Source organism: Micromonospora sp. PRAS1 (assembly GCF_059553435.1).
In genome coordinates this window covers 18,869-41,652 of sequence record NZ_JCANNB010000013.1, presented here as the reverse complement: position 1 = coordinate 41,652, position 22,784 = coordinate 18,869, and the positions used below count along the sequence as shown (strand labels likewise).

Sequence of the window (22,784 nt, the reverse complement as noted above, 5' to 3'; positions counted from 1 at the left end):
GTATCAAGTTGAGGCCAGGGGGGAGGTTCCACGCATGTCGGCACGGATCCACCTCCCGACCGGCTGGGTGACGTTCGTCTTCACCGATATCGAAGGCTCCACCCGGTTGGCGCAACTGCTCGGTCCGGGCTATCGGCCGGTTCTCGCGGAGCACCGCCGCCTACTGCGTCGGACGATCGCGGCGACCGAGGGAGCCGAGTTGCTGACCGAGGGCGACTCGTTCTTCCTGGCCTTCGGTGACGCCGGTGCCGCGTTGACCGCCTGCCTCTCCGCTCAGCGCGCGCTCGGCGACCACGAGTGGCCCACCCCGGAGGCGGCGCCTCGGGTCCGGATGGGCCTGCACACCGGCTGGGCGGAGCCGCGCGACGGCGAGTACGCCAGCCCGGAGGTGCACCGGGCGGCCCGGGTGGCCGCCGCCGCGCACGGCGGGCAGGTGCTCTGCTCCGCCGCCACGGCGCGGCGCGCCGAGCCGTTGCCGGCCGGCGCGTCCCTGCTCGACCTCGGCCTGCACCGGTTGCGTGGCTTCGACGACCGGGAACGGCTCTTCCAACTCGTCGCGCCCGGACTGGAGCGGCAGTTCCCCCGGCCGCGTACCGCCGACGCGGTGGCGCACAACCTGCCGATCCAGGTCACCTCGTTCGTCGGTCGGCAAGCCGAACGCGTCGAGCTGCGTCAGCTCGTGGCCGGGCATCGGCTGGTCACCGTGCTCGGTGCCGGCGGGGGTGGCAAGACCCGACTCGCCGTCGAACTCGCCACCGACCTGGTCGAGCAGTACCCGGACGGCGTGTGGTTCGTGGACATAGCCGCGGTCACCGACCCCGGGCTGGTGGCCTTCGCGATCGCCGCCGTACTCGGGCTACGTCCCGAGCCGGGCCGCCCGATGGTCGACACGCTCGTGGAGTACGCGGCCGCCCGCCGGATGCTGATCGTGCTCGACACCTGCGACGCCCAGCCGGCGGCCTGCGCGGACGTGGTCTCCCGGCTGCTCGCCGGTGGCGGTGGCATCCGGGTGCTGGCGACCACCCGGGAGCCCCTGGCCCTGCCCGGTGAGGTGGTGTGGCGGATCCCGCCGTTGTCGGTCGACCCGTCACCCGACGGCACGGAGAGCGACGCGATCGCGCTGCTGCTGGACCGCACCACTGCGGCCCGGGGCGGCCGGAAACCCGATCCGGCCGAGTCTGCGGACCTGCGCCGGGTGGTACGACGGCTGGACGGCCTGCCACTCGCCATCGAGCTGGCCGCTGCCCGCCTGCGGGTGCTCTCGGTCGGGCAACTCGCCGAACGCCTCGACGACGTACTCGGCACCCTCGATGCCGGACGGGAGACTCCGGAGCCACCGGTCGGTCCGGGGCCGGACGGCGACGAGCCGGACGGCGACCCGGTGCCGGCGAGCCTTCCGGCCACCGCACCGGTTCCGACGAGCCGGGCCGGCGCACGGTCGGCGGTCGAGCGGCACCTGACCATGCAGGCCACCGTCACCTGGTCGTACCGGACACTCGGACCGCGCGCCGCGCGGCTGCTGCGCTGGTTGGCGGTCTTCGCCGGTCCGGTCGAACTGCCGACGGTGGAGTGGTTGCTCGGCGACGATCCGCTGGACCCGCTCTCCGTACTTGTGGACAAGTCCCTGGTGGTGGCGGAGCCGCACGTGGCCGGCTGCACCTACCGGATGCTCGACCCGATCCGTGCGTACGCGGCCCGCCGGCTGGCGGAGGCCGGCGAGGAGCGTGCGGCCCGCAACCGGCACGTGGCCTGGTCGAAGCATGCCCTGGAACGGGCGCACCTCGGCCCGAACGGGCAACCGGTGACCCTCTCGCTGTACGCGCTCGACCCACTCGCCGGTGAGCTGCGCGCCGCCCTGCGCTGGTGCGCCACGGGCGGCAGCGCGCGCACCGGCCTGCGGCTGGCCGGCGGGCTGGACCAGTGGTGGCGGGAGCGCGGGCTGGCCCGGGAGGGCCGGCTCTGGCTGTTCCGGCTCTACAGTCGGGTCGCCGAGACCGGCGAGGCCATTCCGGAGGGAGAACTGGCGGCGGCGTACCACATGCATTCCCTGCACGCCGGGGCGGACGGCGAGTTCGCCGAGGAACTGCGGTACTCGCAGCGGGCGGAGGCGGCGGCCCGCCAGGCTGGCGACGCGGGCCTGCTGGCCCGGGTGCTCGCCGGGCGCGCGGCGCCGCTTGTCGACATGGGACAGTTCGCCGAGGCGGAGCGGGTCTGTCGGGAGGTCATCGACTGGGCGCACGACCAGGGCGTCGACGCCGAGGCGCTCTTCGCCGTGCTCCGGCTGGCCGAGCTGCTGTGGCGGCGCGGCGCGTTGGACGAGGCGGCGGAGTTGCTCGGTGCGGCCCGACCGGTCGAGGCGGCCCGGCCGGTCGACCGGGGCCGCCGGTCGGTGGACATGCTGCTCGGCATGGTCGCGCTGGCCCGGGGTGACCTGGTTGCGGCGCACGAGCATCTGCTGGCGGCGTTGCGTTCGCGGATGAACCACGGCTTCCACGGGCGGGCCTGCGACACGTTGAACGCGATCGCGGTGCGCTGCGCCGCCGGCGGTGAGGCGCTGACCGCGGCCCGGCTCTTCGGTGCGGCACAGGCGACCCGGGCGGGTCTGCGCTCGGCCTCCGGCATCTACGACGGCTACTGGGCCGAGCAGCAGACGGCCCTGCGCCGGGCGCTGGGCGATGCCGCCTTCGACGAGGCGTACGGCGAGGGTGCCGAGTTGGGGCTGGACGAAGCGGTCGCGCTGGCGCTCGGCGTCGAGCATCCCGACCTGGCCGCCGACTCGGCCCGGTTCGCGAGCCGGGCCGGCGGCACCATCCCGCGCCAGCCGACCGCCATCGCCGACCGCCACACCGGTCACACCTGACCACGTCCCGGCCAGGATCCCGGCCGGGACGTGCGGGCGTACGGGCCGGGTAGCGGTCAGGTGCGGGCGCGGAGTTCGGCGTCGGCCTTCATCCTGGCGGCCCGGTCGATGTCGGACTGTGAAACGGCGGCGACCGAGCCGAAGATGGAAACCGCCTGGTAGTAGGTCCAGGCCAGACTGAGGCACGCCGGCCGGACGACGGCGTTGTAGGTGGCGCAGACCCGCTTCAGGTCCTCGTAGAAGGCACTGTCCAGACGGGACTTGTTGGCGCTGAACTGCCCGACCGCCTTGTAGTTGCGGTAGCCGAAGTCGTGCCGGAAGCAGGAGAGCGAGAAGCTGAACCCGAGCGGGTTGTCCGGGCTTGACGAGCAGTAGTCGGTAGACCAGTCGAAGTTGTATTCCGCCCACGGTGCCCGGTTCTGTCGGGCCGAGTTCCAGGCGTTGAAGCTGCTGGCGCTGGTCTGGGTCCAACTGGACAGCACGGAGAGCTTCTGCTGGGTGGTGACGGCCGCCGTGGCGGGGGTGGCTGCGGCGAGGGCGGTGAGCAGCGCGAGTACGCCCGAGGCGAGCAGGGTGACGAGGCGTCTGGGCACGGTGGTACCTCCGCGGGGGTGAGCGGTGGGAAAGTTACCGGCGAGTCACCGGAGTGCCATCAGTCTCGATCAATGCCGCAGCCGCTGGGTGTAACAAGCACGAAATATTGATGACCAGTGCTGAAACAGACGAAAACCCCTGGACGCATCAGGTCCAGGAGTTAAGAAGGGGCCCCTGTACAACGCTAGGCGTTAACAAGGGGCCCTTCCTTACACCGGGTCAGGCGAAGAAGCGGGCTAGGTGGGTGGGGGAGGGGGCGGCGTCGTCCGGGCCGAGGGGAGTGAGGTCGGCGAAGATCGACGCGCCGTCGCTGCCGGCGTGCAGCGGATACCAGCGCGGCGTGCCAGGCGGACGCATCACACAGACGCCCTTGATGGTCTGCACGTCAAGCAGCCGGACATGGGTCGGGTCGGCCACCGCGTTGACATGCCCCCACCAGGGGCTCATCACGTGCAGTACGCCGCCGGGCCGAAGCACCCGGTGGCACTCGTCGAGCAGTGGCAGGAAGTCGATCAGGTGCTCCAGGATGTGCACCGCGAACAGCACGTCCACCGAGTCGTCGGCGAGCGGCAGGGAACCGGAGAGGTCGGCCACCGCGTCCACGCCCGGCGCCGGGAAGATGTCCAGCCCGAGGTTGCCCGGCCACTGCTTGGTGGCGCCGCAACCCAGGTCGACCACCACCGGGTCCCGCCCGCCGACCCGCACCCGGCACCAGACCCCGAAGACGCCCGCCAACCGCCCCAGGTGCTCGCGGACCAGCCGCAACTGCCCCGGCTCGTCGACCTCGCCGGTCAGGTGGGCGACGCCCCGGTCGAACCTGACCTCGACCGCCAGCGGGCGCAGCCGGTCGTCGTGACGAACCTGGTCCGTCCACGCCTCAGCGAGGAACCCGTCCACCGCCCGCAGTCGCTCGGCGGAGGACGGAGTAGCTGCAAACCCGACCATACCGGCCACCTCCGGCCCGCCGTTACCCGAATCAGCGCCCGCTATGCGGGCAAGGAAGGGCACCTTATTAACGCCTGGGGTAGAGGAAGGGCCCCTTATTAACACTCGGTGATCCGCCCGGCCGCCACCCGCAGCCGGCGGTTTACGTGTACCGCGTCGAGCATCCGCCGGTCGTGGGTCACCAGCAGCAGCGTGCCCGGGTAGCTGGCCAGCGCTGACTCCAACTGCTCGATGGCCGGCAGGTCGAGGTGGTTGGTCGGCTCGTCCAGCACCAGCAGGTTCACCCCGCGCCCCTGCAACAGCGCCAGCGCGGCCCGGGTCCGCTCGCCGGGCGAGAGCGTCGCCGCCGGCCGCAGCACGTGCTGAGCCCGCAGGTTGAACTTGGCCAGCAGCGTCCGCGCGTCCGCGGGCGACAGCTCCGGTACGGCGGCCCGGAAGGCGTCGAGCAGCGGCACGTCACCGAGAAAGTGCCCCCGGGCCTGGTCCACCTCGCCGACCACCACCGCGGCGCCGAGCGTGGCCTGACCCGCGTCCAGCGGCAGCCGGCCGAGCAGGGCGGCCAGCAGGGTCGACTTGCCGGACCCGTTCGCCCCGGTCACCGCCACCCGATCCGCCCAGTCGAGCTGGAAGTTGACCGGCCCGAGGGTGAAGTCGCCTCGGCGTACCACGGCGTCGCGGAGGGTGGCCACGACGGCGCCGGCGCGGGGCGCGGCACCGATCTCCATTCGCAGCTCCCACTCCTTGCGTGGCTCCTCGACGACCTCCAGCCGCTCGATCAGCCGTTCGGTCTGGCGGGCCTTCGCGGCCTGCTTCTCGGTCGCCTCGGCGCGGAACTTGCGGCCGATCTTGTCGTTGTCGGTCGCCTTGCGGCGGGCGTTGCGGACCCCCTTCTCCATCCAGGCGCGCTGGGTCCGGGCGCGAGCTTCCAGACCGGACTTCGTCTCGGCGTACTCCTCGAACTCGGCGCGTGCCTGGCGGCGGGCCACCTCCCGTTCCTCCAGGTACGCGCCGTAGCCCCCACCGAAGTGGTTGACCTGCTGCTGGTGCAGGTCCAGTTCCAGCACCCCGGTCACCGTGCGGGCCAGGAACTCCCGGTCGTGGCTGACCAGTACGGTGCCGGCGCGCAGTCCGGTGACGAAGCGTTCGAGCCGGTCCAGACCGGCCAGGTCCAGGTCGTTGGTGGGCTCGTCGAGCAGGAAGATGTCGTACCGGCTGAGCAGCAGGGAGGCCAGTCCGGCGCGGGCGGCCTGACCACCGGAGAGCGCGGTCATCTCCTGGTCGAGGTCGACGGCGAGGCCCAACTCGGCGGCCACCTCCGCGGCCCGCTCGTCGAGATCGGCTCCGCCCAGATCGAGCCAGCTCTCCAGGGCACCGGAGTAGGCGTCCTCCGCGCCGGTCATCCCGGCGGTCAGGGCCTCGGTCGCAGCGTCCAGGGCGGCCTGCGCCTCGGCCACCCCGGTCCGCCGGTGCAGGAAGGCCCGGATCGTCTCGCCGGGGCGCCGCTCCGGCTCCTGCGGCAGGTGCCCGACGCTCGCGGTGGGCGGGCTCACCGTGACACTGCCGGTCTCGACCGGGAGCAACCCGGCGAGGGTACGCAGCAGCGTCGACTTGCCCGCCCCGTTCGGCCCGACCAGGCCGACCACGTCGCCGGGCGCGACCACCAGGTCCAGCCCGGTGAACAGGCTCCGGTCACCGTGCCCCGCGGCGAGGTTCTTGGCGATCAACGTGGCGCTCACAAGCAGGCGAGCCTACCCGTCGCCGCGCTCGCGGGCCGCCGGTTAACCGCCGCGCGGAGCCGCCCGCCGGGGCCTGCGCCGTCCACCGGGGCCTGCGCCGTCCACCGGGGCCTGCGCCGTCCACCGGGGCCTGCGCCGTCCACCGGGACCTGCGCCGTCCACCGGGACCTGCGCCGTCCACCGGGACCTGCGCCGCCGGCAGGTGGAGTCGCACCTGTCGGAGTGGTTGCGGTGGCCCGCCGTGCCTGCGGAGGGATCACGAGGCAGACTCACCGTCGTGCAGACCACTCTGGCGATCGACTGCGGGGGCGGCGGAATCAAGGCGTCGGTCCTCGACGGGGCGGGCACCATGCGGGCCCAACCGCTGCGGGTGCCCACGCCGTACCCGCTGCCGCCGGAGCTGTTCGTGAAGACCCTGGTGGAGCTCGGTGGTCGGTTGCCGACGGCGGACCGGGTGACGGTGGGGATGCCGGGCATGATCCGGCACGGCGTGGTGGTCGCCACCCCGCACTACGTGACCCGCTCCGGCCCCCGTAGCCGGGTGGACCCGGGGCTGCTCGCCCAGTGGTCGGGCTACGACGCCCGCAGTGCCCTCGCCATGGCGTTCGGGCTGCCCACGCTGGTGCTCAACGATGCCGAGGTGCACGGTGCCGGGGTGGTCGCGGGCACCGGCTGCGAGCTGGTGTTGACCCTGGGCACCGGGCTGGGCAGCGCGCTCTTCGACGGCGGCGTGCTCGCCCCGCACCTGGAGCTGTCGCACGCCCCGGTCCGCTGGGGTACCACCTACGACACGTACGTCGGCGAGCCGGAGCGCCGCCGGCTGGGCGACGCGTTCTGGTCCCGGCGGATCCGGCAGGTGGTCGACGGGCTGCGGCCGGTCTTCCGCTGGGACCGGCTCTACCTGGGTGGCGGGAACTCCCGACTGGTCCGTCCCGAGCAGCTCGCCCGGATGGGCGACGACGTCGTGGTGGTGCCCAACAGCGCCGGCATCGTCGGTGGCGTCCGCGCCTGGGACCTCGCCGCCGTGTAGGCGGGGGCGTCAGGGCCGGAGAAGCAGCCGGGAACAGTCGCGGTACCGCCGGTGTTGTGCCAGCGTCGGTTCAGTGGTGCGATACGGAGGGGGTGGGCGGAATGGATCTTCTGGCCGAGTACCGGCGGGCGACTCTGTTCTTCGAGTCCGGTGACCCGAGCAGCGCGGCCCGACTGCTCGAACCGATCATCGAGGCCGAGCCCGACAACGCCGCCGTACGGCAGCTGCTGGCTCGCGCGTACTTTCAGTCGGCTCAGCTCAGCCGGGCCGAGGAGCAGTTGCGGGAGCTGGTCGACCGCAACCCCAGCGACCACTACGCCCACCACGTGCTGGGCCGGACGCTGGAGCGGCTGAACCGGCATGGTGACGCCCTGCGGCACCTGCGCATCGCGGCGGCGATGCACGCCACCAACAACGACTACACGACCGCCCTGCGCCGGGTCGAGACCCGCGTCGGCGGCGGCCGCTGAGCCGCACCACACGGAGCCGCAGGGGGCAGCCCGCAGGGCTGCCCCCTGCGTCGTCCTCGGAGGGCGGCGACCCAGGTGCCTACCATTGCCGCATGGCAGCCGACCGGACGGTGGACGTGGCATGAAGCTGAAGCTGGACCTGCACGACATCTTCAACAAGGGCCACGACATCGACCGGGCGCTGCGCGGGATCATGGACGAGGCGGTGGCGAAGAAGGCCACCCTCGTCGAGATCATCCCCGGCAAGGGCTCCGGCCAGCTCAAGAAGCGCGTCCTGCGCTTCCTGGACCAGAAGGACGTCAAACAGCTGTACCACCGGGTCGAGAAGGATTCCAAGAATTTCGGCCGACTCTTCGTTCACTTCCGCTGGAAGTGAGAAGTCGTCACTGTTCGTGGGACGTGCCGCCGGTGCCGTGTCCGGCCGTGCGCCGGGACCAGCACTGGGGGCGCCGGAGTGCGACGTCGAGCGCGTGACGATCGGTCGCGAGCATTTCCTGGGCTATCCGCCGTGCCAGTTCGAGCCGGTCGACGGAAGCCTCGACGTTCGTGGTGCCGCCGGTCATGTCGCACTCCTTGTCGGTACGCCCTGACGCCTCATCCCGCTCGTCGCGGTTGCGACCCCTTTCGTGATCGCCAGGCGATCGTGGACCTGTCACGTCTGGCGATGGTATCGCCCATTGCCACTCTTGGCCCGCAAACTGTTCAAGATCGTGCACTTGCGGCGACTTGGCGGTGCCACGATGGCGTTCGCCGACAAGCCTCGGTACATTGCTCGGTGTCGGCATCCATCCACCGCTCCGGATGTGAGCTACGTTTCTGATCGAGGGGCCGCCGTGGGTGAGACGGATCAATGCGACCCGTCATTCGGCATTCGCGTTGCGGGTCTTATCGGTCGAGCAGAAATCGCCGATCTCGCCACGGGCGGGTTGGCGGCGGTTCGCGTACCTGGGCTGTTGTCACCCGAGGACTGCCTGGCCCTACTCGGAGCCTGGCGGCGGTGCCGATGGATCACTACGACGAGGCACGGGTGTTTCCCCGCGTTGCCAAGTTCGGGCCTGCCGTCAACGACCATCGGCGTGACGGCATGCTCGACCCGGCGTACTGGGAGGCGGCCCGGGCGGCGGAGAAGGCATGGTCCCGCCTTGACGTGGCGGTCAACCCCCGGGAGGTCTGCCTGGCCGCGTTCCGGCGGGCCTTTCCGCAGGTCCGACCGGCCCGTCGAGCGTTCGAGGAACTCCACGTCGGGATCGTGCGGGAGATCAACCAGGGGCTTCAGGTGCACGTCGATGACGTGGTCCGGGAGTACCGTGACCAGTTGATCGAGACGCCCCTGGCCGCACAGTTCGCCTTCAACGTCTATCTCGACGTGCCGCCGGGCGGCGGCGAGACGGTGGTCTGGCGACGACGATGGCGGCCCGGCGACGAGATCGCGGCCATCCCAGGCGGCTACGGCTACGACGAATCGGTGACCGCCGGAGCCGCCAAGGTCGTGGTGCGTCCTGCAGTGAGCGAGGCGCTCTTGTTCGACCCGCGCAACTATCACACCGTCCGGCCGGCGGCCGGTGGCCGGCGGGTGTCGATCGGCTGCTTCGTCGGCCTTGGTAGCGACGACAGCATGATCCTCTGGTCCTGAGGGAGTCGGCAGAGATGGTGGACAGGAACGACGTCGAGGCGGCCGGGAAACTTGTCGCGGACCGGGTGCGGCAGACCCCGGTGCTCTCCGTCCGTGGTCGAGATCTGGGACTGACCGGCGAGGTGACCCTGAAGCTGGAGTTGCACCAGCACACGGCGTCCTTCAAACCGCGCGGAGCGTTCAACCGATTGCTTCAGGGCGCCCTCCCCGCAGCCGGTGTCCTGGCGGCCTCCGGCGGTAACCATGGGCTCGCGGTCGCGTACGCGGCGCGGGAACTCGGCGTGCCCGCCGAGATATTCGTGCCGGTCACCGCCTCGCCCGTCAAGGTGCAGCGGCTGGTGGGGTTGGGCGCCCAGGTACGGCAGGTGGGCGGACACTACGCCGAGGCGCTGGAGGCCAGTTCCCGCCGGGCTGCGGAGACCGGCGCGCTCGTCGTGCACGCGTACGACCAGCCGGAGGTGGTGGCGGGTCAGGGCACCCTCGGCCGGGAGTTGGAGCGACAACTCGACCGGATCGACACGGTCCTGGTGGCGGTTGGCGGTGGGGGTCTGATCGGCGGCATCGCCACCTGGTTCGACGGTGGGGTGCGGGTCGTCGCGGTCGAGCCGGACGGGGTGCCCACCATGCATGCTGCCCTGGCCGCCGGGCGGCCGGTGGATATCGAGGTCGGCGGGATCGCCACCGACTCGTTGGGCGCGCGCCGCATCGGTGAGCTGGCCTTCGCGGCGGCCACCCGGACCGGCGTGCAGTCCGTCCTGGTCGGCGATGACGATCTGGTCCGCGCTCGGCAGCTGCTCTGGTCGGAGCTGCGGGTCGCCGCCGAGTTCGGCGGTGCCACCGCGCTCGCCGCGCTGCTGTCCGGAGCGTACGTGCCGCAATCGGGGGAACGGGTGGTCGTGGTGATCTGCGGCGGCAACACCGATCCGAGTGATCTGGTCCCGCCGAGCGGTCAGTGAGCGTCGGCGGCCCGCAGATTCTCCAGCACCTGCCGCACCTGAACGGTCTTGACATGGGTGTCCCCGAACAGTCGGCGCAGATCGGCGAGTAGTCCCTCGTAGGCCTGCAACGCCTGGTCGACCTCACCCTGCAGCAGGGTCAGGGCGGCCAGGTCCACTCGGATGTCCAGCACCTCGCTGCGGTCGGCATGCTGGGTCTCCACCGTCGCCAGGGTGTCGCGTAGCTCCCGTGCTGCCTCCTCGTACCGGCCCTGCTCCTGTTGGCAGCGCGCGAGGGTGTGCCGGGCGATCCAGGTCTCGGGATGGTTGCGCGGCCAGTTCCGGTAACGGATCTCCAGAATCGTGCGCAGCATCGGCTCTGCCTCCGCGGCCCGGCCCTGGGAGAAGACCGTACTGGCCAGGCTGTGCCGGACCACCATGGTGTCGGAGTGCTCGGGGCCGCGTACCTGATCCTCCGCCGTCACGATCTGCCGCAGCTCGGCCTCGGCCTCGGGCCAGCGGCGCTGCGCCATGATCGCTCGGGACAACTTGTGCCGGCTGGCCAGGGTGTTGGGATCGTCCGGACCGAGTACCCGGGTGCGGTCGGCGATGACCACCCGCAGCACCCGCTCGGCCATCTCGGGCTGGTCTCGGTCGAGCCACGTCCGGCCCAGTTCGTGGCGCAGCGCCAGGATCTCGGGACGGGCTTCCTCCTGGTCGTACGCCGCACAGTTGCGCACGATCGGATCCAGGATGTCGAAGGCCGACCCGGGGAGTCCTACCGCGATCAGGTAGCGGGCGCTGAGCCGGGTCAGCTCCAGTGCGGCGCGGACCACCTCGCGGTCGTGCTTCTGTTCCCGTGGGCGCAGATATTCGCGAACCGCGGCGACCACATGGGGTATCAGGACGTCCCAGTTGGGCCAGGCGGTGTTGTCGTCGGGGTCCTGGCCGTTGGTGGCAGCCAGCAGCAATTGCATGATCAGGCGGTGGTACTCGCCGGCGTCGGCGGGGGTGTTCAGGTGGTCGCGGGAGGTTGCGTGCACCAGCGGATGCAGGGAGAGCACCCGGGCGAAGGCGGGGTCCGGCACGCCCGGACGGACGTCGAAGTCGACCAGGGCCAGGTCGCCGAGGCCCTCCAGCAGCTTGCCGCGCTGTTGGACGCTGAGCCCACGGAAGAGCGGCGATGCGGTGAGCACGGCTGGCTTCAGCACGGCATGGTAGGGCAGAGGTGAGGCGTCGAGGCTGGCCAGCACCCCCAGCAATGGCCGGCACTGGGACAGCCCGCGACGGGCCAGGAGGTCCAGCGACAGGTCGTTGACCTCGCGGACGAGTTCCAGCCCGAGCGACTCGTCAAGGTCGCCGCCGGTGCGGCCGAGCGGCGTGGCGACGTGCCGCCGCAGGGCCGCTCGGTAGCCGGCGAACGTGGTGACGGCGGTGGAACCGTGGAAGACCGGGCCGGTGTTGACCGCGCGCAGCAGGGTGCCGGCGGCGCGTAGCGCGAGTGGCAGACCGCCCAGGTCCGCGGCCAGCTCCATGGCGTCGGCGAAGCTGCCGGCCTCCGGGCCGGCCCGGTCCACCAGCACCTGCGCCGCCGATCGCACCTCCAGTGGCCGGACCGGATGCAGTGTCGACCAGTTGCCCCAGGTGCTGCGATTACCGTCGCGGGTGGTGACCAGGACGGTGCCGTGGTCGGTCTCGGGTCGGCGCAGCCAACCGGTGCCGTCGGCGAGCGCGCCGCCGCTAGGCGCGAGGCTCACCGGCTCGTCGACTCCGTCGAAGACGAGCAGCCAGGGTTGCTCGGTCTCGTTGAGAAAGCGCCAGACCAGGTCGGTGGCGCTGATCAGACCGGCCCATGCCTGACCGACCTGGCTTTCGGAGGCGCCCAGCCGGCTGACGACCTCACGCATGCCTGAGTTGAGGCGGGTGGCCTGGACCCACCAGACAGTGCGGCCCGCCCGCTTCATTCGGTCGGCGATCTCCAGCGCCAGATGGCTCTTGCCTGACCCGCCCATGCCACACAAAACGTGCACGGCGTTGGGAGCAGGGGCCATTATCGCGTCAATCAGATCCTGCCGGCCGTGCAGGGGGCTGTCGATCCGGCCGAACGGCGGGTCGACAGATACCCGGCTTGGTCGGTCGTACAAAGGGGTGCGCTCTGTGGCGGACGGTTCCGCAGGCGGCATTGCCGCAGGCAATGGGTCCCCCTTCGATGTCGAATTCGCCAGGAGAGGGGCGGCGGCTGACGGGATATCGACTGCGGTGCGGTCCCGGCGACGGGACCCACCTCGCTGCTCAGGATATCGACCCGATCTGGAATTGCCCAATCCGTCCCAGCCGTTCGCCAGCGTGCGGGATTCCCATTTAGAAGAATTGCCCTAACGTGGAATGATCGAACTTGCCCCCGTCGCCGACCATGCCGTCATGGAGTGGTTCGATTTTCCCGACGTCATCGATTGGGGCACCTTCCCGGATTGGCTCGGTGCCGTCGGTTCGGTGGCGAGCGTGCTCTTCGTCTACGTGGGTCTGCGTCGCGAGATCCGGGCGCGTCGGGCCGACGAGCTAAGGGCCCGAGCGAGCCATGCCCGGCTGGTCTCGGCGGTCATCGAGAAGCGTGGAAGTTCCATTCTGCGGGTGCTCATTTCCAACGAAAGCGACGCACCGGTGCTGGATGTGACCGTAGTGCCCCGATTGATAGCTGATGCCTCCGGAGAACCGGATGCCTCGGTTCCCGGCCCGGCCAGATTCGTGCCAAGGATCTCCGGCGGGAAAAGTGTCGAACTGTTCATGGACTTCGGTGCGGAGCACCGCCTGGACACGGTCGATCAGGTGATCGCCGAGTTGACCTTCACGGACCACGCCGGCAACCGCTGGCGACGCGACGGCGCCAACCAACCCCAGGAGGTGCCCTGACCGGGAACTGTCGCCGGTACGCGTCAGTGCAGGTAGGTGCGGGCGACGGCGAGCATTTCGGAGGTGTGCGAGCCGGCGATGCCGACGTCGGGTGGGCGGGGGCGGAAGCCGGGCAGGTCGGCCAGGCCGTCGCTGGCGTCCATCGCGCGTAGCGCGATCCGCTCCGCCCTCGGCTCGACGGTCAGGGTGATCTCGACTCCCTCGGGTGGCGGGGCGTGGAAGACCACGCCGAAGCCCCACTGGCCGGAGCGCTCCTCGATCGGCACCGACCGACCGGCCACCTGAGCGCCGCGTACCGTCGCGGTGGACGTGTCGACGTGCAGGGTGACCAGGCGTGCCTGCCGTTGCGGGGTGAGCCGGAGCCGCAGGGTGCGCTCGCCGGACGTGCTGGTGTCGGCCAGCACGTCCAGCCGGGGCGCGGGCAGGTCGGCGGCGGGCGCCGGGCCGCCGAGCAGGTTGGTGGGGCCGATGCCGGGGAACTCGTCGGCGACGGAGACCGGCCCGTCCACGTACCCGTCGGTCCAGGGCTGTGGCGCGGACTCGCGGCTGAGCCAGCGGGCCTGGCCGGTGCCGGCGTCCAGCGCGTACATCAGGTGGGTGGGCACGGGATGCGCGGCGTCGAACCGGTCGACGGCGAGGCCGACCCCGGCGCAGACCACCGCCGCCAGCGCGGCGGCGCCGGCCGGCAGCGCGCCGAGCCGGCGGGCCCGCAGCGCGAGCATGCCCCGCTGGCCGCCGGCCTGCGGGTGCAGCAGGTCGACCACCGGCAGCGCGGCCAGGCCGAGCAGCACCGCGAAGAGCGCCGCGACGCCGCCCATCGCCATGCCCAGCGCCGGGAAGAGCAGCACCACGGTCGGCAGCAACACGACCACCGCCACCGCGGCGGCGGCGGTCACCGCGATCACCGGCACCGGGCCGTCGAGGCGGCCGGCCAGCGCCGCCAGCCCGGCCAGCGCACCGGCCAGCGCAGGCAGGGTCGCCAGGTACGCCCCGCCGGGCATCAGGACCGCCAGCAGTACGCCGAGCAGCGCGAGCCAGCCCAGCCCCCCGATGGCCAGCGCCGCCGGACCGACCCGCCGGCGGGTAAGCGCATACCAGGTGAACAGCACTGCGGCGGCGATCGCCAGCACGGCCAGCCGGTACCAGGCGGGCCGGTACGGGTCGAGCAGTTCCGCGTAGCCCGGCCGGACGGCGGTGATCACCCACCAGAGCAACTGCGCGCCGAGCGGCGCCAGCACGATCGGCACCAGGGTCAACGCGAAGCCGGTGACCAGCCGGCCGGCGCTCGCCCGACCTCGACGCCACGTCAACCAGCCGAGCAGGACCACACCGGCCAGCGCCAGCAGCGCCAACGGCAGCACCAGCGGGCCGGGGTAGCGGGCCAGGCCACCGGGGACCGGGAAGTAGGTGGCGTCGTGCCCGGCGCGCAGGTTGTCCAGCTCGATCCGGCCGAACTCGCGTACCAGGCCCAGCGCGTTCTCCCCGTGGTGCTGGAGGCTGGCCCGGTCCATCGACTCCGGGGTGTCCAGCGGGGTGTGGTAGATCGCCCCACCGTCGAGGTACGCCGAGTTGAGCCCGACGAACCCGGCGTCCAGGAAGGCGGTGAAATCGGTGTCGTTGGGCAGCGCGCGGTAGACCTCCACCGCGAACGAGGTGCCCACCGGGTGCGGCGCGGCCCGGCCGAAGACGTCGACAAGGGTCGCGTTCTCCGGCGACGTCTCGAACATGATCACCGGCCCGGTACGACCCCGCGCCTCCAGGTTGAGCACCACGCCGGTGCCGGCGGCCAGCGGATGGTCCGTGGCGAAGGCCGACGCGCCGCAGAGGCAGGCCTCCTCGGCGTCGGTGAGGAGCAGTACGACGTCGTTGCGGAGGCGGGGACCGTCGGTCAGCGCCCGGGCCACCTCCAGGATGGTGCCCACCCCCGCGCCGTCGTCGTTGCCGCCCGGCCCGCTCTGCACCGAGTCGTAGTGCGCGACCAGGATCACGGTGCCGGTGGGGTCGGTGCCGGGCACCCGGGTCACCAGGTTGCGGACCCGGGCCAGGGTGGCGCCGCCGGCCGCGCCGCTGAGCTGGCCGGCCTCCTCGGCGACGGTGTCCTGCACCTCGGGCTCCAGACCGAGCCCGCGTAGCGCAGCTTCCAGGTGGGCCCGGACCGCGTCGTTCGCCGGGCTGCCGGCGGCGTGGGCCTGTCCGGCGATCTGCTGAACGTGCGCGTACGCTCGCAGAGCGCTGAACTCCCCGTCCGGCGCGTCGGCCGGCCTGGGTGCCGGCGGGCGCAGGTCGAGCAGCACGCCCGCGCCGACGGCGACGAGTGCCACAAGTGCGACCAGTGCGGCGAGGGGGCGTCGGCGCGGCCGGGCCAGGGCCCGGTCGGCGGGCGCGAGGGCACGCTTCGTGGTGGGGCTGGGGGATGCGCCCACGGGTGGCTCCTCGGGGGGTGGGACCAGGGGTAGGTCATCATCCCTCATGCCGTGCCAGGGCACCCCGTCGTGTTGTGTGCGAACGTTGTCTAATACAGGATCAGCGGGACAGTCGGAAGGAGCCCGACATCAGCAGCGATCTCCCGCCCGTCGCGGCGGTGACCCGGCCACACCGGGGGACCGGTATGACCGGTCCCTCCGTCGTGTCGTGGCCGTACCCCCAGGGTGGCCTGGGTGGTAACCCGAACCTGCCGCCGGGCGAGCGGCTGCGGGTGCTGCTGGTCGAGGACGACGAGGGCGACGCCTTTCTCGTCGGCGAACTGCTGGCCGAGACGAACTCGGGGATCGAGCTACTGGTCGCCACGAGCCTGAGCGAGGCCCGCCAGCGGATCGCCGGCGTGGACTGCGTCCTGCTCGACCTCGGGCTGCCCGACGCGCAGGGGCTGGACGGTCTGCGGCAGGTGCTGGAGATGTCCGGCAGCGCTGCGGTCTGTGTGCTCACCGGCCGCTCCGACGAGCACCTGGGCATCGTCGCGGTCGCCGAGGGGGCCCAGGACTACCTGGTCAAGGGCCAGGTTGATGGCGTGTTGCTGACGCGGGCGCTGCGCTACGCGGTGGAGCGCAAGCGGGCCGACGAGAACGCCCGCCGGCTGCGTGAGGTGGAGCTGCGCCAGGCCGAGTCGGCTCGCCTGGAGCGCGGTCTGCTGCCCCAGCCGCTGATGTCCACCGAGCAGATCGCGGTGCACACCTTCTACCGGCCGGGCCGGCACGCCGCGCTCATCGGTGGGGACTTCTACGACGTGGTGCAGACCCGTCCCGACCGGGTCGACCTGATCGTCGGCGACGTCTGCGGCCACGGCGTGGACGAGGCGGCACTCGGCGTCGAACTGCGGGTCGCCTGGCGGGCGCTGGTCCTGGCCGGGGTGCCGGACGACGAGGTGCTGCCCGCGCTGGAGCAGGTGCTGATGAGCGAGCGCCGGCTCCGGGAGATCTTCGCCACGGTCGCGACCACCCGGCTGGACCTGAGCGCCAACCGGGCGACCGTACGGCTGGCCGGCCACCCGCCGCCGGTCCTGCTCGCCAATGGCCGGGTGGCCCCGGTGCCCGCACCGGGTGGCCTGCTGCTCGGCGTACGTCCCCGCCGGCCCGTCGCTTTCGATCTGGAGTTCGAGACCGATGACTGGTCCCTGCTGATGTACACCGATGGCGTGATCGAGGGCCGGATCGGTGCCGGCGACGAGCGGCTCGACGTGCCCGGCCTGACCCGCCTGCTCGACGAACCGGTCAGCCGGAGCGTCCCGCTGCCCGAGCTGCCGGCCTGGCTGGTCGGGCGGGCCGAGGAACTCAACGGTGGCCCGTTCGCCGACGACGTGGCGATGCTGCTGGTCACCCGGGGCGGTGGCCGATGAACCTCAGGGCGTGGACGCTGCGCGGTCGGGTGCTGGCGCTGCTCGGCATCGTCGGCGCGCTGCTGTTCAGCGTCGCGGTGTCCGAGGCGATCGTCGCCACGAAGAACCGCGAGTACACCGACGTGCTGTTGATGAAGGTCGGTCCGCTGCGGGTGCAGGGCGAGGAGATGCTCAGCGCGCTGCTCGACCAGGAGACCGGCATGCGCGGCTACGCGGTGACCGGCGATCGCGAGGACCTCGCCCCCTACGAGCGGGGCCTGGCGCGGGAGCGGGCGACCGCGGCGCAGATCCGGGAGCTGTCCGGCAGCTATCCCGGCATCGAGGCGGAGCTGCGGACGGTGGAGCAGCAGGCCGACGAGTGGCGGCGCACCATCGCCCAGCCGGTGATCGACGCCACCGGCACCAGTGGCGCGACCGCCGGGCAGGCGCTGCTGACCGACGAGAGTCGGCGGCGCTTCGACGAGCTGCGTTCCTCGGTCTCCGCGCTGCAGGACGAGATCCTGACCGCCCGGGAGGCCACCGCCCGCAACGTCGAGCGGACCGGGAACCTCCTGGTCGTCCTGCTCGTCGTCGCCGGTCTGGTGGTCGCGCTGGCCGGCATCGCGTTGCTGCTCTCGCTGGACCGGATGGTGCTGCGCCCGCTGACCACCCTGGCCGGGCAGGTCCGCGAGGTCGCCACCGGCGACTACGGTCACCGGATCTCCGGTGCCGGTCCGCCGGAGTTCCAGCGCCTCGGCGAGGACGTGGACGCGATGCGCCAGAAGATCGCGGCGGACCTGGCCGAGGTACGCGAGGCGCGGGAGCGGATCGAGTGGGTCAACTCCCAGTTGCAGAAGCAGGCCGAGGAGCTGACCCGGTCCAACCGTGACCTGGAGCAGTTCGCCTACGTCGCCTCGCACGATCTTCAGGAGCCGCTGCGTAAGGTGGCCAGCTTCTGCCAGCTGCTGCAACGCCGCTACGCCGGCCGGCTCGACGAGCGGGCCGACCAGTACATCGCCTTCGCGGTGGACGGGGCGCAGCGGATGCAGCGGTTGATCAACGATCTGCTCGCCTTCTCCCGGATCGGCCGGATCACCGCCGGCTTCACCGACGTCGACCTGAACCAGCTGATGGCGGAGGTCGCCGAGCAGACCGAGCCGGCCCGGCAGTACGCCGACGCGGAGCTGACCTGGGGCGACCTGCCGACGATCCGGGGCGAGGAGCCGCTGCTGACCAACCTGCTGGTGAACCTGGTCAGCAACTCGGTCAAGTTCCGCCGGCCCGACGTGCCGCCGAAGGTGCACGTCTCCGCCCGGTTGGTCGGCACGGAGTGGGAGATCACCTGCCAGGACAACGGCATCGGGATCGAGCCGGAGTTCGCCGACAAGATCTTCGTGATCTTCCAGCGGTTGCACGCGAAGGACGCCTACCCCGGAACGGGGATCGGGCTGGCCATCGTGAAGAAGATCGTGGAGTACCACGGCGGGCGGGTCTGGGTGGACACCGACGTGCCCGAGGGCACCGCGATCCGGTTCACCCTGCCGGCGCTGCCCGCCGATGTCGAGGCCGCGACCGCCGCCAGCGGAACGGACGACCAGGCCAGCGAGACCGACGGTACGCGGAAGGACGCCGACGGTCCTGCGGACGATTCGCCGACCGGCACCGGCTCCGTAGCCGACGAGAACCGCTCGACCAGCGGGGGTACGGTCGGTGCGGTGACCGTCGCCGGTCGAGAAGGCGGCGAGGCATCCGCTGGCGGTGGCACGCCGGACAGCGGTGGCACAGGTGGCGTGAAGGAGGCGGTGGGATGACCGCGCCGGCGGACGGCAACAGTCCGATCGAGGTCCTGTTGGTCGAGGACGACCCGGGCGACGTGCTGATGACCCAGGAGGCCTTCGAGGAGCACAAGCTGCGTAACCGGCTGAACGTGGTCTCCGACGGCACCGAGGCACTCGCCTACCTGCGCCGCGAGGGCCAGTACGCGGACGTGGTGCTGCCGGATCTGATCCTGCTCGACCTGAACCTGCCGCGCCGGGACGGTCGGGAGGTGCTCGAAGAGATCAAGAAGGACGAGGAGCTCTGCCGGATCCCGGTGGTGGTGCTCACCACGTCCCAGGCCGACGAGGACATCCTGCGCAGCTACCAGTTGCACGCGAACGCGTACGTCACCAAGCCGGTGGACTTCGAGCAGTTCATCTCGGTGGTCCGCCAGATCGACGAGTTCTTCGTCAGCGTGGTGAAGCTGCCGCCACGTGGCTGACACCCTGCTCGACGAGGTCGCCGGGCTGCTGCGGGAAACCGCGGACCGGGTCGTACTGCCGTCCTTTCGCCACCTCGATGCGGCCGACGTGACCGAGAAGGCCCCCGGTGAGCTGGTCACCGTCGCCGACCGCAAGGCCGAGGACGTGATCACCGCCGGATTGCGCCAGCTGCGGCCGGGCTCGGTGGTGGTCGGTGAGGAGGCGGTGGCGGACGATCCGGACCTGCTGCGTCACCTGGCCGGCTCGGGCGACGTGTGGTTGGTCGATCCGATCGACGGCACCGCGAACTTCGCGGCGGGCCGCCGCCCGTTCGCGCTGATGATCTCCCTGTACACCGACGGCGAACCGGTGGCCGCCTGGGTGTTCGACCCGCTTGCCGAAACGCTTGCCACCGCCCGGTCCGGCGAGGGTGCGTACCTGGACGGTCGTCCGCTGCGGCTGCCTTCGACGGTGCCGCCGGTGGGCGCGCTGCGCGGTGCCGCGATGACCAGGTTCCTGCCGCCGGCCGCACGCCGCCGCGCCGAGTCGGGCGGGGCTCGGGTCGGTGAGCTGCTGCCCGGCCAGCACTGCGCCGGTCGCGAGTACCTCGACCTGCTCATCGGTCGGCAGCAGTTCGTCCTCTTCTGGCGCACCCTGCCCTGGGACCACGGCCCGGGCACGCTGCTGGTGCGGGCGGCGGGTGGGGTGGCCCGCCGGTTCGACGGTACGGACTACCACCCGGCCGGCACCGATCACGGCCTTCTGGTCGCCGTCAACGACCAGGTCTGGACCGAGGTTCACCAGGCTCTTCTCGTCGATGAGTGAGGCCGTTGTCACGTTGTGTTGACAATCGATGGGGTGTGGGGGTCGGGGGACTGGTTTGCCGGGGTGCTTCCGGTATCGTGGCCCGCGGTTTCCGCCAGCAGGCCGCCGACCGGCGCCGGTGGAGGTTGCCGCCGCGCAGTGTGATCACCGGGGGCCGGCGGCCGACGGAAGGATGCTTTCGTGCGCAGGTCCATGCCCATCCGGCGGCGGGTGCACCGGCCGCTGATCGCCCTGCTCGCCGCCGTGGCGCTGCTGCTCGGCGTCGGTGTCGTGCCGGCGTACGCCGAGCCCAACGAGGGTGGCAGCAAGAAGCTGCGGGATGCCCTGGAGGCCACCGCCAAGGCCCACATCGAGGCCAAGCGGAAGCTGGACGGCTCGAAGAAGCGGCAGCAGCAGCTCGGTGCCGAGCTGGCCGAGGTGGAGGGCCGGCTGGTCGAGCTGACCGCCCTGGTCGGCGAGGTGGCGGCCCAGTCCTACCGGGTCGGCCGGCTGAGCGCCGCCGCCGCGCTGCTGGACAGCGGCACCCCGGAGGCGTTCGTGCAGCGGGCCGCCAGCCTCGACATGATGGCCCAGCGGGACGGCCGCCGGGTGCGTGAGATGACCGAGGCGCGCGAGCAGGCCCGGCAGGCCAAGCTCGCGATCAACGCCGAGGTCCGCGAGCAGCAGAAGCAGGTCGCGGTGATGGCGAAGAAGAAGAAGGAGGCCGAGGCGGCCCTGGCGGCGGTCAGCTCGGGCAGCAGCAGCGGGTTCAGCGGCGGCAACTCCAGCTCGGCGACGCCGGCAGCGCGCAACTCCGACGGTTCGTGGCCGGGCGAGTCGTGCTCGGTGAACGATCCGACCACCTCCGGCTGCATCACCCCGCGCACGCTGCACATGCTCAAGCAGACCCAGTCCGCCGGCTACAAGCGGCACGTCTCCTGCTACCGCAGCGGCGGGTCGGGCGAGCACCCCAAGGGGCGCGCCTGCGACTTCTCGGCCGCCACCAACGGCTTCGAGGACCGCACGGCCACCGGCGGCGACAAGGCGTACGGGGACAGTCTGGCCGCCTGGCACGTGCGCAACGCCGATCGGCTCGGTGTGCTGTACGTGATCTGGTACCGGCAGATCTGGCACCCCGGCACGGGCTGGCGGGCGTACAGCGGCAGCGGCAGCCCGGCCGCCGATCACACGAACCATGTTCACACTTCGATGCATTGACCCGCGACCCCCGGGTCGCTGCGTACGATCGCCACGATGAACTCTTCAACGCCTGAGGTGTCGGCTCCAGCGGCACCGGCTCGACCTGAGGAAGCGCGGGCCCTGCCCAACGGGCTCGCCGCCTTCCTGGTCTTCTACTCCAGCGGCGCCGTCCTGGTCCTGGAGACCGCCGCGCTGCGGCTGGTCGGGCCGTATGTGGGGGTCACCCTCCAGGTGACCAGCTCGGTCATCGGCATCGCGCTGGCCGCGATCGCGTACGGGGCGTGGGCGGGCGGCTGGCTGGCCGACCGGCGCAATCCGCGTACCCTGCTGGCGCCGGCGTTGGTGCTCTCCGGCATCGCCACCGCGATCACCCTGCCTGCCGTGCGCTACGCCGGTGAGGTGCTGCGGGGCGGCGCGGCCAGCGCCATCCTGCTGCTGGTCGCGGTCGCCGTCTTCGCGCCCGCGATGCTGCTCTCCGCGGTCAGCCCGCTGGTGATCAAGCTTCAGCTGGCCGACCTGCGCCGCACCGGTCAGGTGGTGGGCCGGCTCTCCAGCATCGGCACGCTCGGCGCCGTCACGGCCACCCTGGTCACCGGCTTCGTGCTGGTCGCCGCCCTGCCCAGCACCGTCATCCTGTTCGGGCTGGCCGCCTCGCTCGGCATCACCGGCATCGCGCTCTGGGTCTATCTGCGCCGGCAGGACCGCGCCACGCTGCCCGGTCCGGCCCGGGTCAAGGCCGCCCTGGCGGCGCTCGGCCTGGTCGGGGTCGGGCTGACCGTGGTGGCGCCGGATCCGTGCGACGTGGAGACGGCGTACCACTGCGCCCGGGTCGAGGCGGATCCGGGCCGGTCCAGCGGCCGGACGCTGCTGCTCAACTCGGCCCAGCACTCGTACGTCGATCTGGCCGACCCGACCCACCTGGAGTACGCGTACACCAGGTGGATCGGGGCGGCGGCCGACGTGATCGCCCCGCCGGGGCAGCGGCTCGACGCGCTGCACCTGGGCGGCGGCGGGTTCACCGTGCCCCGTTACCTGACCGCCACCCGGGCCGGCACCGACAACCTGGTCTTCGAGATCGACGGCGGGCTGGTCGAGCTGGGCGAGCGGGAGCTGGGCGTGGAGCAGGGGCCGGACCTGCGGGCGGTGGTGGGCGACGCCCGGATGCTGGTGGCCGCCGAGGCGACCGACAGCCGCGACTTCGTGGTCGGTGACGCCTTCGGGCACCTGGTGGTGCCCTGGCACCTGGCCACCCGGGAGATGGCCGCGGAGATCCGGCGGGTCACCCGGCCCGGCGGCGTGTACGTGCAGAACGTCATCGACTACCCACCGCTGCGCTTCATCACCAGCGAGGTGGCCACCGTCGCCGCCGAGTTCCGGCACGTGGCGCTGATCGCCCCGCCCGCGGCGCTGGCCGGCGAGCAGGGCGCCAACTTCCTGATCGTCGCCTCCGACGCGCCGCTGCCGCTGGCGGCGCTGCGGGTCCGTCTGGACGCCGAGAACGAGCCGGCCAGCCTGCTCTCCGGCACCGAGTTGGACGAGTTCGTCGGGGACGCGCTGGTGCTTACCGACGACTACGCGCCGGTGGACCAACTGCTTGCCACCGCCTGATCGGGTGA

The 22,784-nt window shown here is 71.8% G+C and carries 19 protein-coding genes; 13 read left to right on the top strand and 6 right to left on the bottom strand.

What is annotated here, in order from left to right; translation table 11 throughout:
• Positions 1-34 precede the first annotated feature (34 nt).
• Positions 35-2,860, top strand: a complete 2,826-nt coding sequence (locus AC507J_RS14515; RefSeq protein ID WP_496289676.1) for an ATP-binding protein — start codon at positions 35-37, stop codon at positions 2,858-2,860.
• A 56-nt stretch (positions 2,861-2,916) separates the two neighbouring features.
• On the opposite strand, the gene AC507J_RS14510 is transcribed toward AC507J_RS14515, so the two are convergent.
• The 3 genes from AC507J_RS14510 to AC507J_RS14500 all read right to left on the bottom strand — a co-directional run bounded on the left by AC507J_RS14510 (position 2,917) and on the right by AC507J_RS14500 (position 6,135).
• Positions 2,917-3,453 (bottom strand): phospholipase, encoded by a 537-nt coding sequence (locus AC507J_RS14510; RefSeq protein ID WP_496289675.1) that lies wholly within the window; start codon positions 3,451-3,453, stop codon positions 2,917-2,919.
• 220 nt (positions 3,454-3,673) lie between these two features.
• Positions 3,674-4,399, bottom strand: coding sequence for a methyltransferase domain-containing protein (locus AC507J_RS14505; protein WP_496289674.1), 726 nt, complete (start codon positions 4,397-4,399; stop codon positions 3,674-3,676).
• Between the two features lie 98 nt (positions 4,400-4,497).
• On the bottom strand, positions 4,498-6,135 hold the full coding sequence (locus AC507J_RS14500; protein WP_496289673.1) for an ABC-F family ATP-binding cassette domain-containing protein: 1,638 nt from the start codon (positions 6,133-6,135) through the stop codon (positions 4,498-4,500).
• A gap of 277 nt (positions 6,136-6,412) precedes the next feature.
• Here AC507J_RS14500 and AC507J_RS14495 point away from each other — a divergent pair, with 277 nt between their 5' ends.
• The 3 genes from AC507J_RS14495 to AC507J_RS14485 all read left to right on the top strand — a co-directional run bounded on the left by AC507J_RS14495 (position 6,413) and on the right by AC507J_RS14485 (position 8,011).
• Entirely contained in the window at positions 6,413-7,165 is a 753-nt protein-coding gene (locus AC507J_RS14495) for an ROK family protein (RefSeq protein WP_496289672.1), read from the top strand.
• Between the two features lie 101 nt (positions 7,166-7,266).
• The gene (locus AC507J_RS14490) at positions 7,267-7,635 is read left to right on the top strand and encodes a tetratricopeptide repeat protein (protein ID WP_496289671.1); all 369 of its coding nucleotides are present in this window, start codon (positions 7,267-7,269) and stop codon (positions 7,633-7,635) included.
• A gap of 121 nt (positions 7,636-7,756) precedes the next feature.
• On the top strand, positions 7,757-8,011 hold the full coding sequence (locus AC507J_RS14485; protein WP_013736060.1) for a Smr/MutS family protein: 255 nt from the start codon (positions 7,757-7,759) through the stop codon (positions 8,009-8,011).
• Between the two features lie 7 nt (positions 8,012-8,018).
• Here the strand turns inward: AC507J_RS14485 and AC507J_RS14480 are convergent, their stop codons facing one another.
• Complete coding sequence (locus tag AC507J_RS14480; protein WP_496289670.1) at positions 8,019-8,198, bottom strand: hypothetical protein; 180 nt, start codon at positions 8,196-8,198, stop codon at positions 8,019-8,021.
• Positions 8,199-8,632: 434 nt separating this feature from the next.
• On the opposite strand from AC507J_RS14480, the gene AC507J_RS14475 reads away from it, so the two are divergent.
• Entirely contained in the window at positions 8,633-9,268 is a 636-nt protein-coding gene (locus AC507J_RS14475) for a 2OG-Fe(II) oxygenase family protein (RefSeq protein ID WP_496289669.1), read from the top strand.
• Between the two features lie 14 nt (positions 9,269-9,282).
• Positions 9,283-10,224 (top strand): threonine/serine dehydratase, encoded by a 942-nt coding sequence (locus AC507J_RS14470; protein WP_496289668.1) that lies wholly within the window; start codon positions 9,283-9,285, stop codon positions 10,222-10,224.
• Here AC507J_RS14470 and AC507J_RS14465 read toward each other — a convergent pair.
• On the bottom strand, positions 10,218-12,215 hold the full coding sequence (locus AC507J_RS14465; protein ID WP_496289667.1) for a tetratricopeptide repeat protein: 1,998 nt from the start codon (positions 12,213-12,215) through the stop codon (positions 10,218-10,220). The genes AC507J_RS14470 and AC507J_RS14465 overlap by 7 nt on opposite strands.
• Positions 12,216-12,624: 409 nt before the next feature.
• Here AC507J_RS14465 and AC507J_RS14460 point away from each other — a divergent pair, with 409 nt between their 5' ends.
• On the top strand, positions 12,625-13,113 hold the full coding sequence (locus tag AC507J_RS14460; protein ID WP_496289666.1) for a hypothetical protein: 489 nt from the start codon (positions 12,625-12,627) through the stop codon (positions 13,111-13,113).
• Positions 13,114-13,136: 23 nt separating this feature from the next.
• Here the strand turns inward: AC507J_RS14460 and AC507J_RS14455 are convergent, their stop codons facing one another.
• A complete protein-coding gene (locus tag AC507J_RS14455) occupies positions 13,137-15,536 on the bottom strand; it encodes a M28 family peptidase (protein WP_496289665.1) in 2,400 nt (799 codons plus the stop codon).
• 158 nt (positions 15,537-15,694) lie between these two features.
• On the opposite strand from AC507J_RS14455, the gene AC507J_RS14450 reads away from it, so the two are divergent.
• The 6 genes from AC507J_RS14450 (at position 15,695) to AC507J_RS14425 (ending at position 22,776) form a co-directional block, all read left to right on the top strand.
• Positions 15,695-16,945, top strand: coding sequence for a PP2C family protein-serine/threonine phosphatase (locus AC507J_RS14450; protein ID WP_496289664.1), 1,251 nt, complete (start codon positions 15,695-15,697; stop codon positions 16,943-16,945).
• Positions 16,942-18,735, top strand: a complete 1,794-nt coding sequence (locus AC507J_RS14445; RefSeq protein WP_496289663.1) for a sensor histidine kinase — start codon at positions 16,942-16,944, stop codon at positions 18,733-18,735. The genes AC507J_RS14450 and AC507J_RS14445 overlap by 4 nt, the downstream gene beginning before the upstream one ends.
• Positions 18,732-19,184: a response regulator gene (locus AC507J_RS14440; RefSeq protein WP_496289662.1), complete on the top strand. Its 453-nt coding sequence runs from the start codon at positions 18,732-18,734 to the stop codon at positions 19,182-19,184. The genes AC507J_RS14445 and AC507J_RS14440 overlap by 4 nt, the downstream gene beginning before the upstream one ends.
• Positions 19,177-19,989, top strand: coding sequence for an inositol monophosphatase family protein (locus AC507J_RS14435; protein WP_496289661.1), 813 nt, complete (start codon positions 19,177-19,179; stop codon positions 19,987-19,989). The genes AC507J_RS14440 and AC507J_RS14435 overlap by 8 nt, the downstream gene beginning before the upstream one ends.
• 192 nt (positions 19,990-20,181) lie before the next feature.
• On the top strand, positions 20,182-21,186 hold the full coding sequence (locus AC507J_RS14430; RefSeq protein ID WP_496289807.1) for a coiled-coil domain-containing protein: 1,005 nt from the start codon (positions 20,182-20,184) through the stop codon (positions 21,184-21,186).
• A gap of 36 nt (positions 21,187-21,222) precedes the next feature.
• On the top strand, positions 21,223-22,776 hold the full coding sequence (locus AC507J_RS14425; protein ID WP_496289660.1) for a fused MFS/spermidine synthase: 1,554 nt from the start codon (positions 21,223-21,225) through the stop codon (positions 22,774-22,776).
• Positions 22,777-22,784 lie beyond the last annotated feature (8 nt).

Excerpts from the sequence above, each read along its gene's own strand:
- AC507J_RS14470 (WP_496289668.1), top strand. The coding sequence starts at position 9,283 with ATGGTGGACAGGAACGACGTCGAGGCGGCCGGGAAACTTGTCGCGGAC.
- AC507J_RS14490 (WP_496289671.1), top strand. The coding sequence starts at position 7,267 with ATGGATCTTCTGGCCGAGTACCGGCGGGCGACTCTGTTCTTCGAGTCC.
- AC507J_RS14485 (WP_013736060.1), top strand. The coding sequence starts at position 7,757 with ATGAAGCTGAAGCTGGACCTGCACGACATCTTCAACAAGGGCCACGAC.
- AC507J_RS14445 (WP_496289663.1), top strand. The coding sequence starts at position 16,942 with ATGAACCTCAGGGCGTGGACGCTGCGCGGTCGGGTGCTGGCGCTGCTC.
- AC507J_RS14480 (WP_496289670.1), bottom strand. The coding sequence starts at position 8,198 with ATGACCGGCGGCACCACGAACGTCGAGGCTTCCGTCGACCGGCTCGAA.
- AC507J_RS14515 (WP_496289676.1), top strand. The coding sequence starts at position 35 with ATGTCGGCACGGATCCACCTCCCGACCGGCTGGGTGACGTTCGTCTTC.
- AC507J_RS14430 (WP_496289807.1), top strand. The coding sequence starts at position 20,182 with ATGCCCATCCGGCGGCGGGTGCACCGGCCGCTGATCGCCCTGCTCGCC.
- AC507J_RS14460 (WP_496289666.1), top strand. The coding sequence starts at position 12,625 with ATGGAGTGGTTCGATTTTCCCGACGTCATCGATTGGGGCACCTTCCCG.
- AC507J_RS14425 (WP_496289660.1), top strand. The coding sequence starts at position 21,223 with ATGAACTCTTCAACGCCTGAGGTGTCGGCTCCAGCGGCACCGGCTCGA.
- AC507J_RS14465 (WP_496289667.1), bottom strand. The coding sequence starts at position 12,215 with ATGGGCGGGTCAGGCAAGAGCCATCTGGCGCTGGAGATCGCCGACCGA.
- AC507J_RS14505 (WP_496289674.1), bottom strand. The coding sequence starts at position 4,399 with ATGGTCGGGTTTGCAGCTACTCCGTCCTCCGCCGAGCGACTGCGGGCG.
- AC507J_RS14440 (WP_496289662.1), top strand. The coding sequence starts at position 18,732 with ATGACCGCGCCGGCGGACGGCAACAGTCCGATCGAGGTCCTGTTGGTC.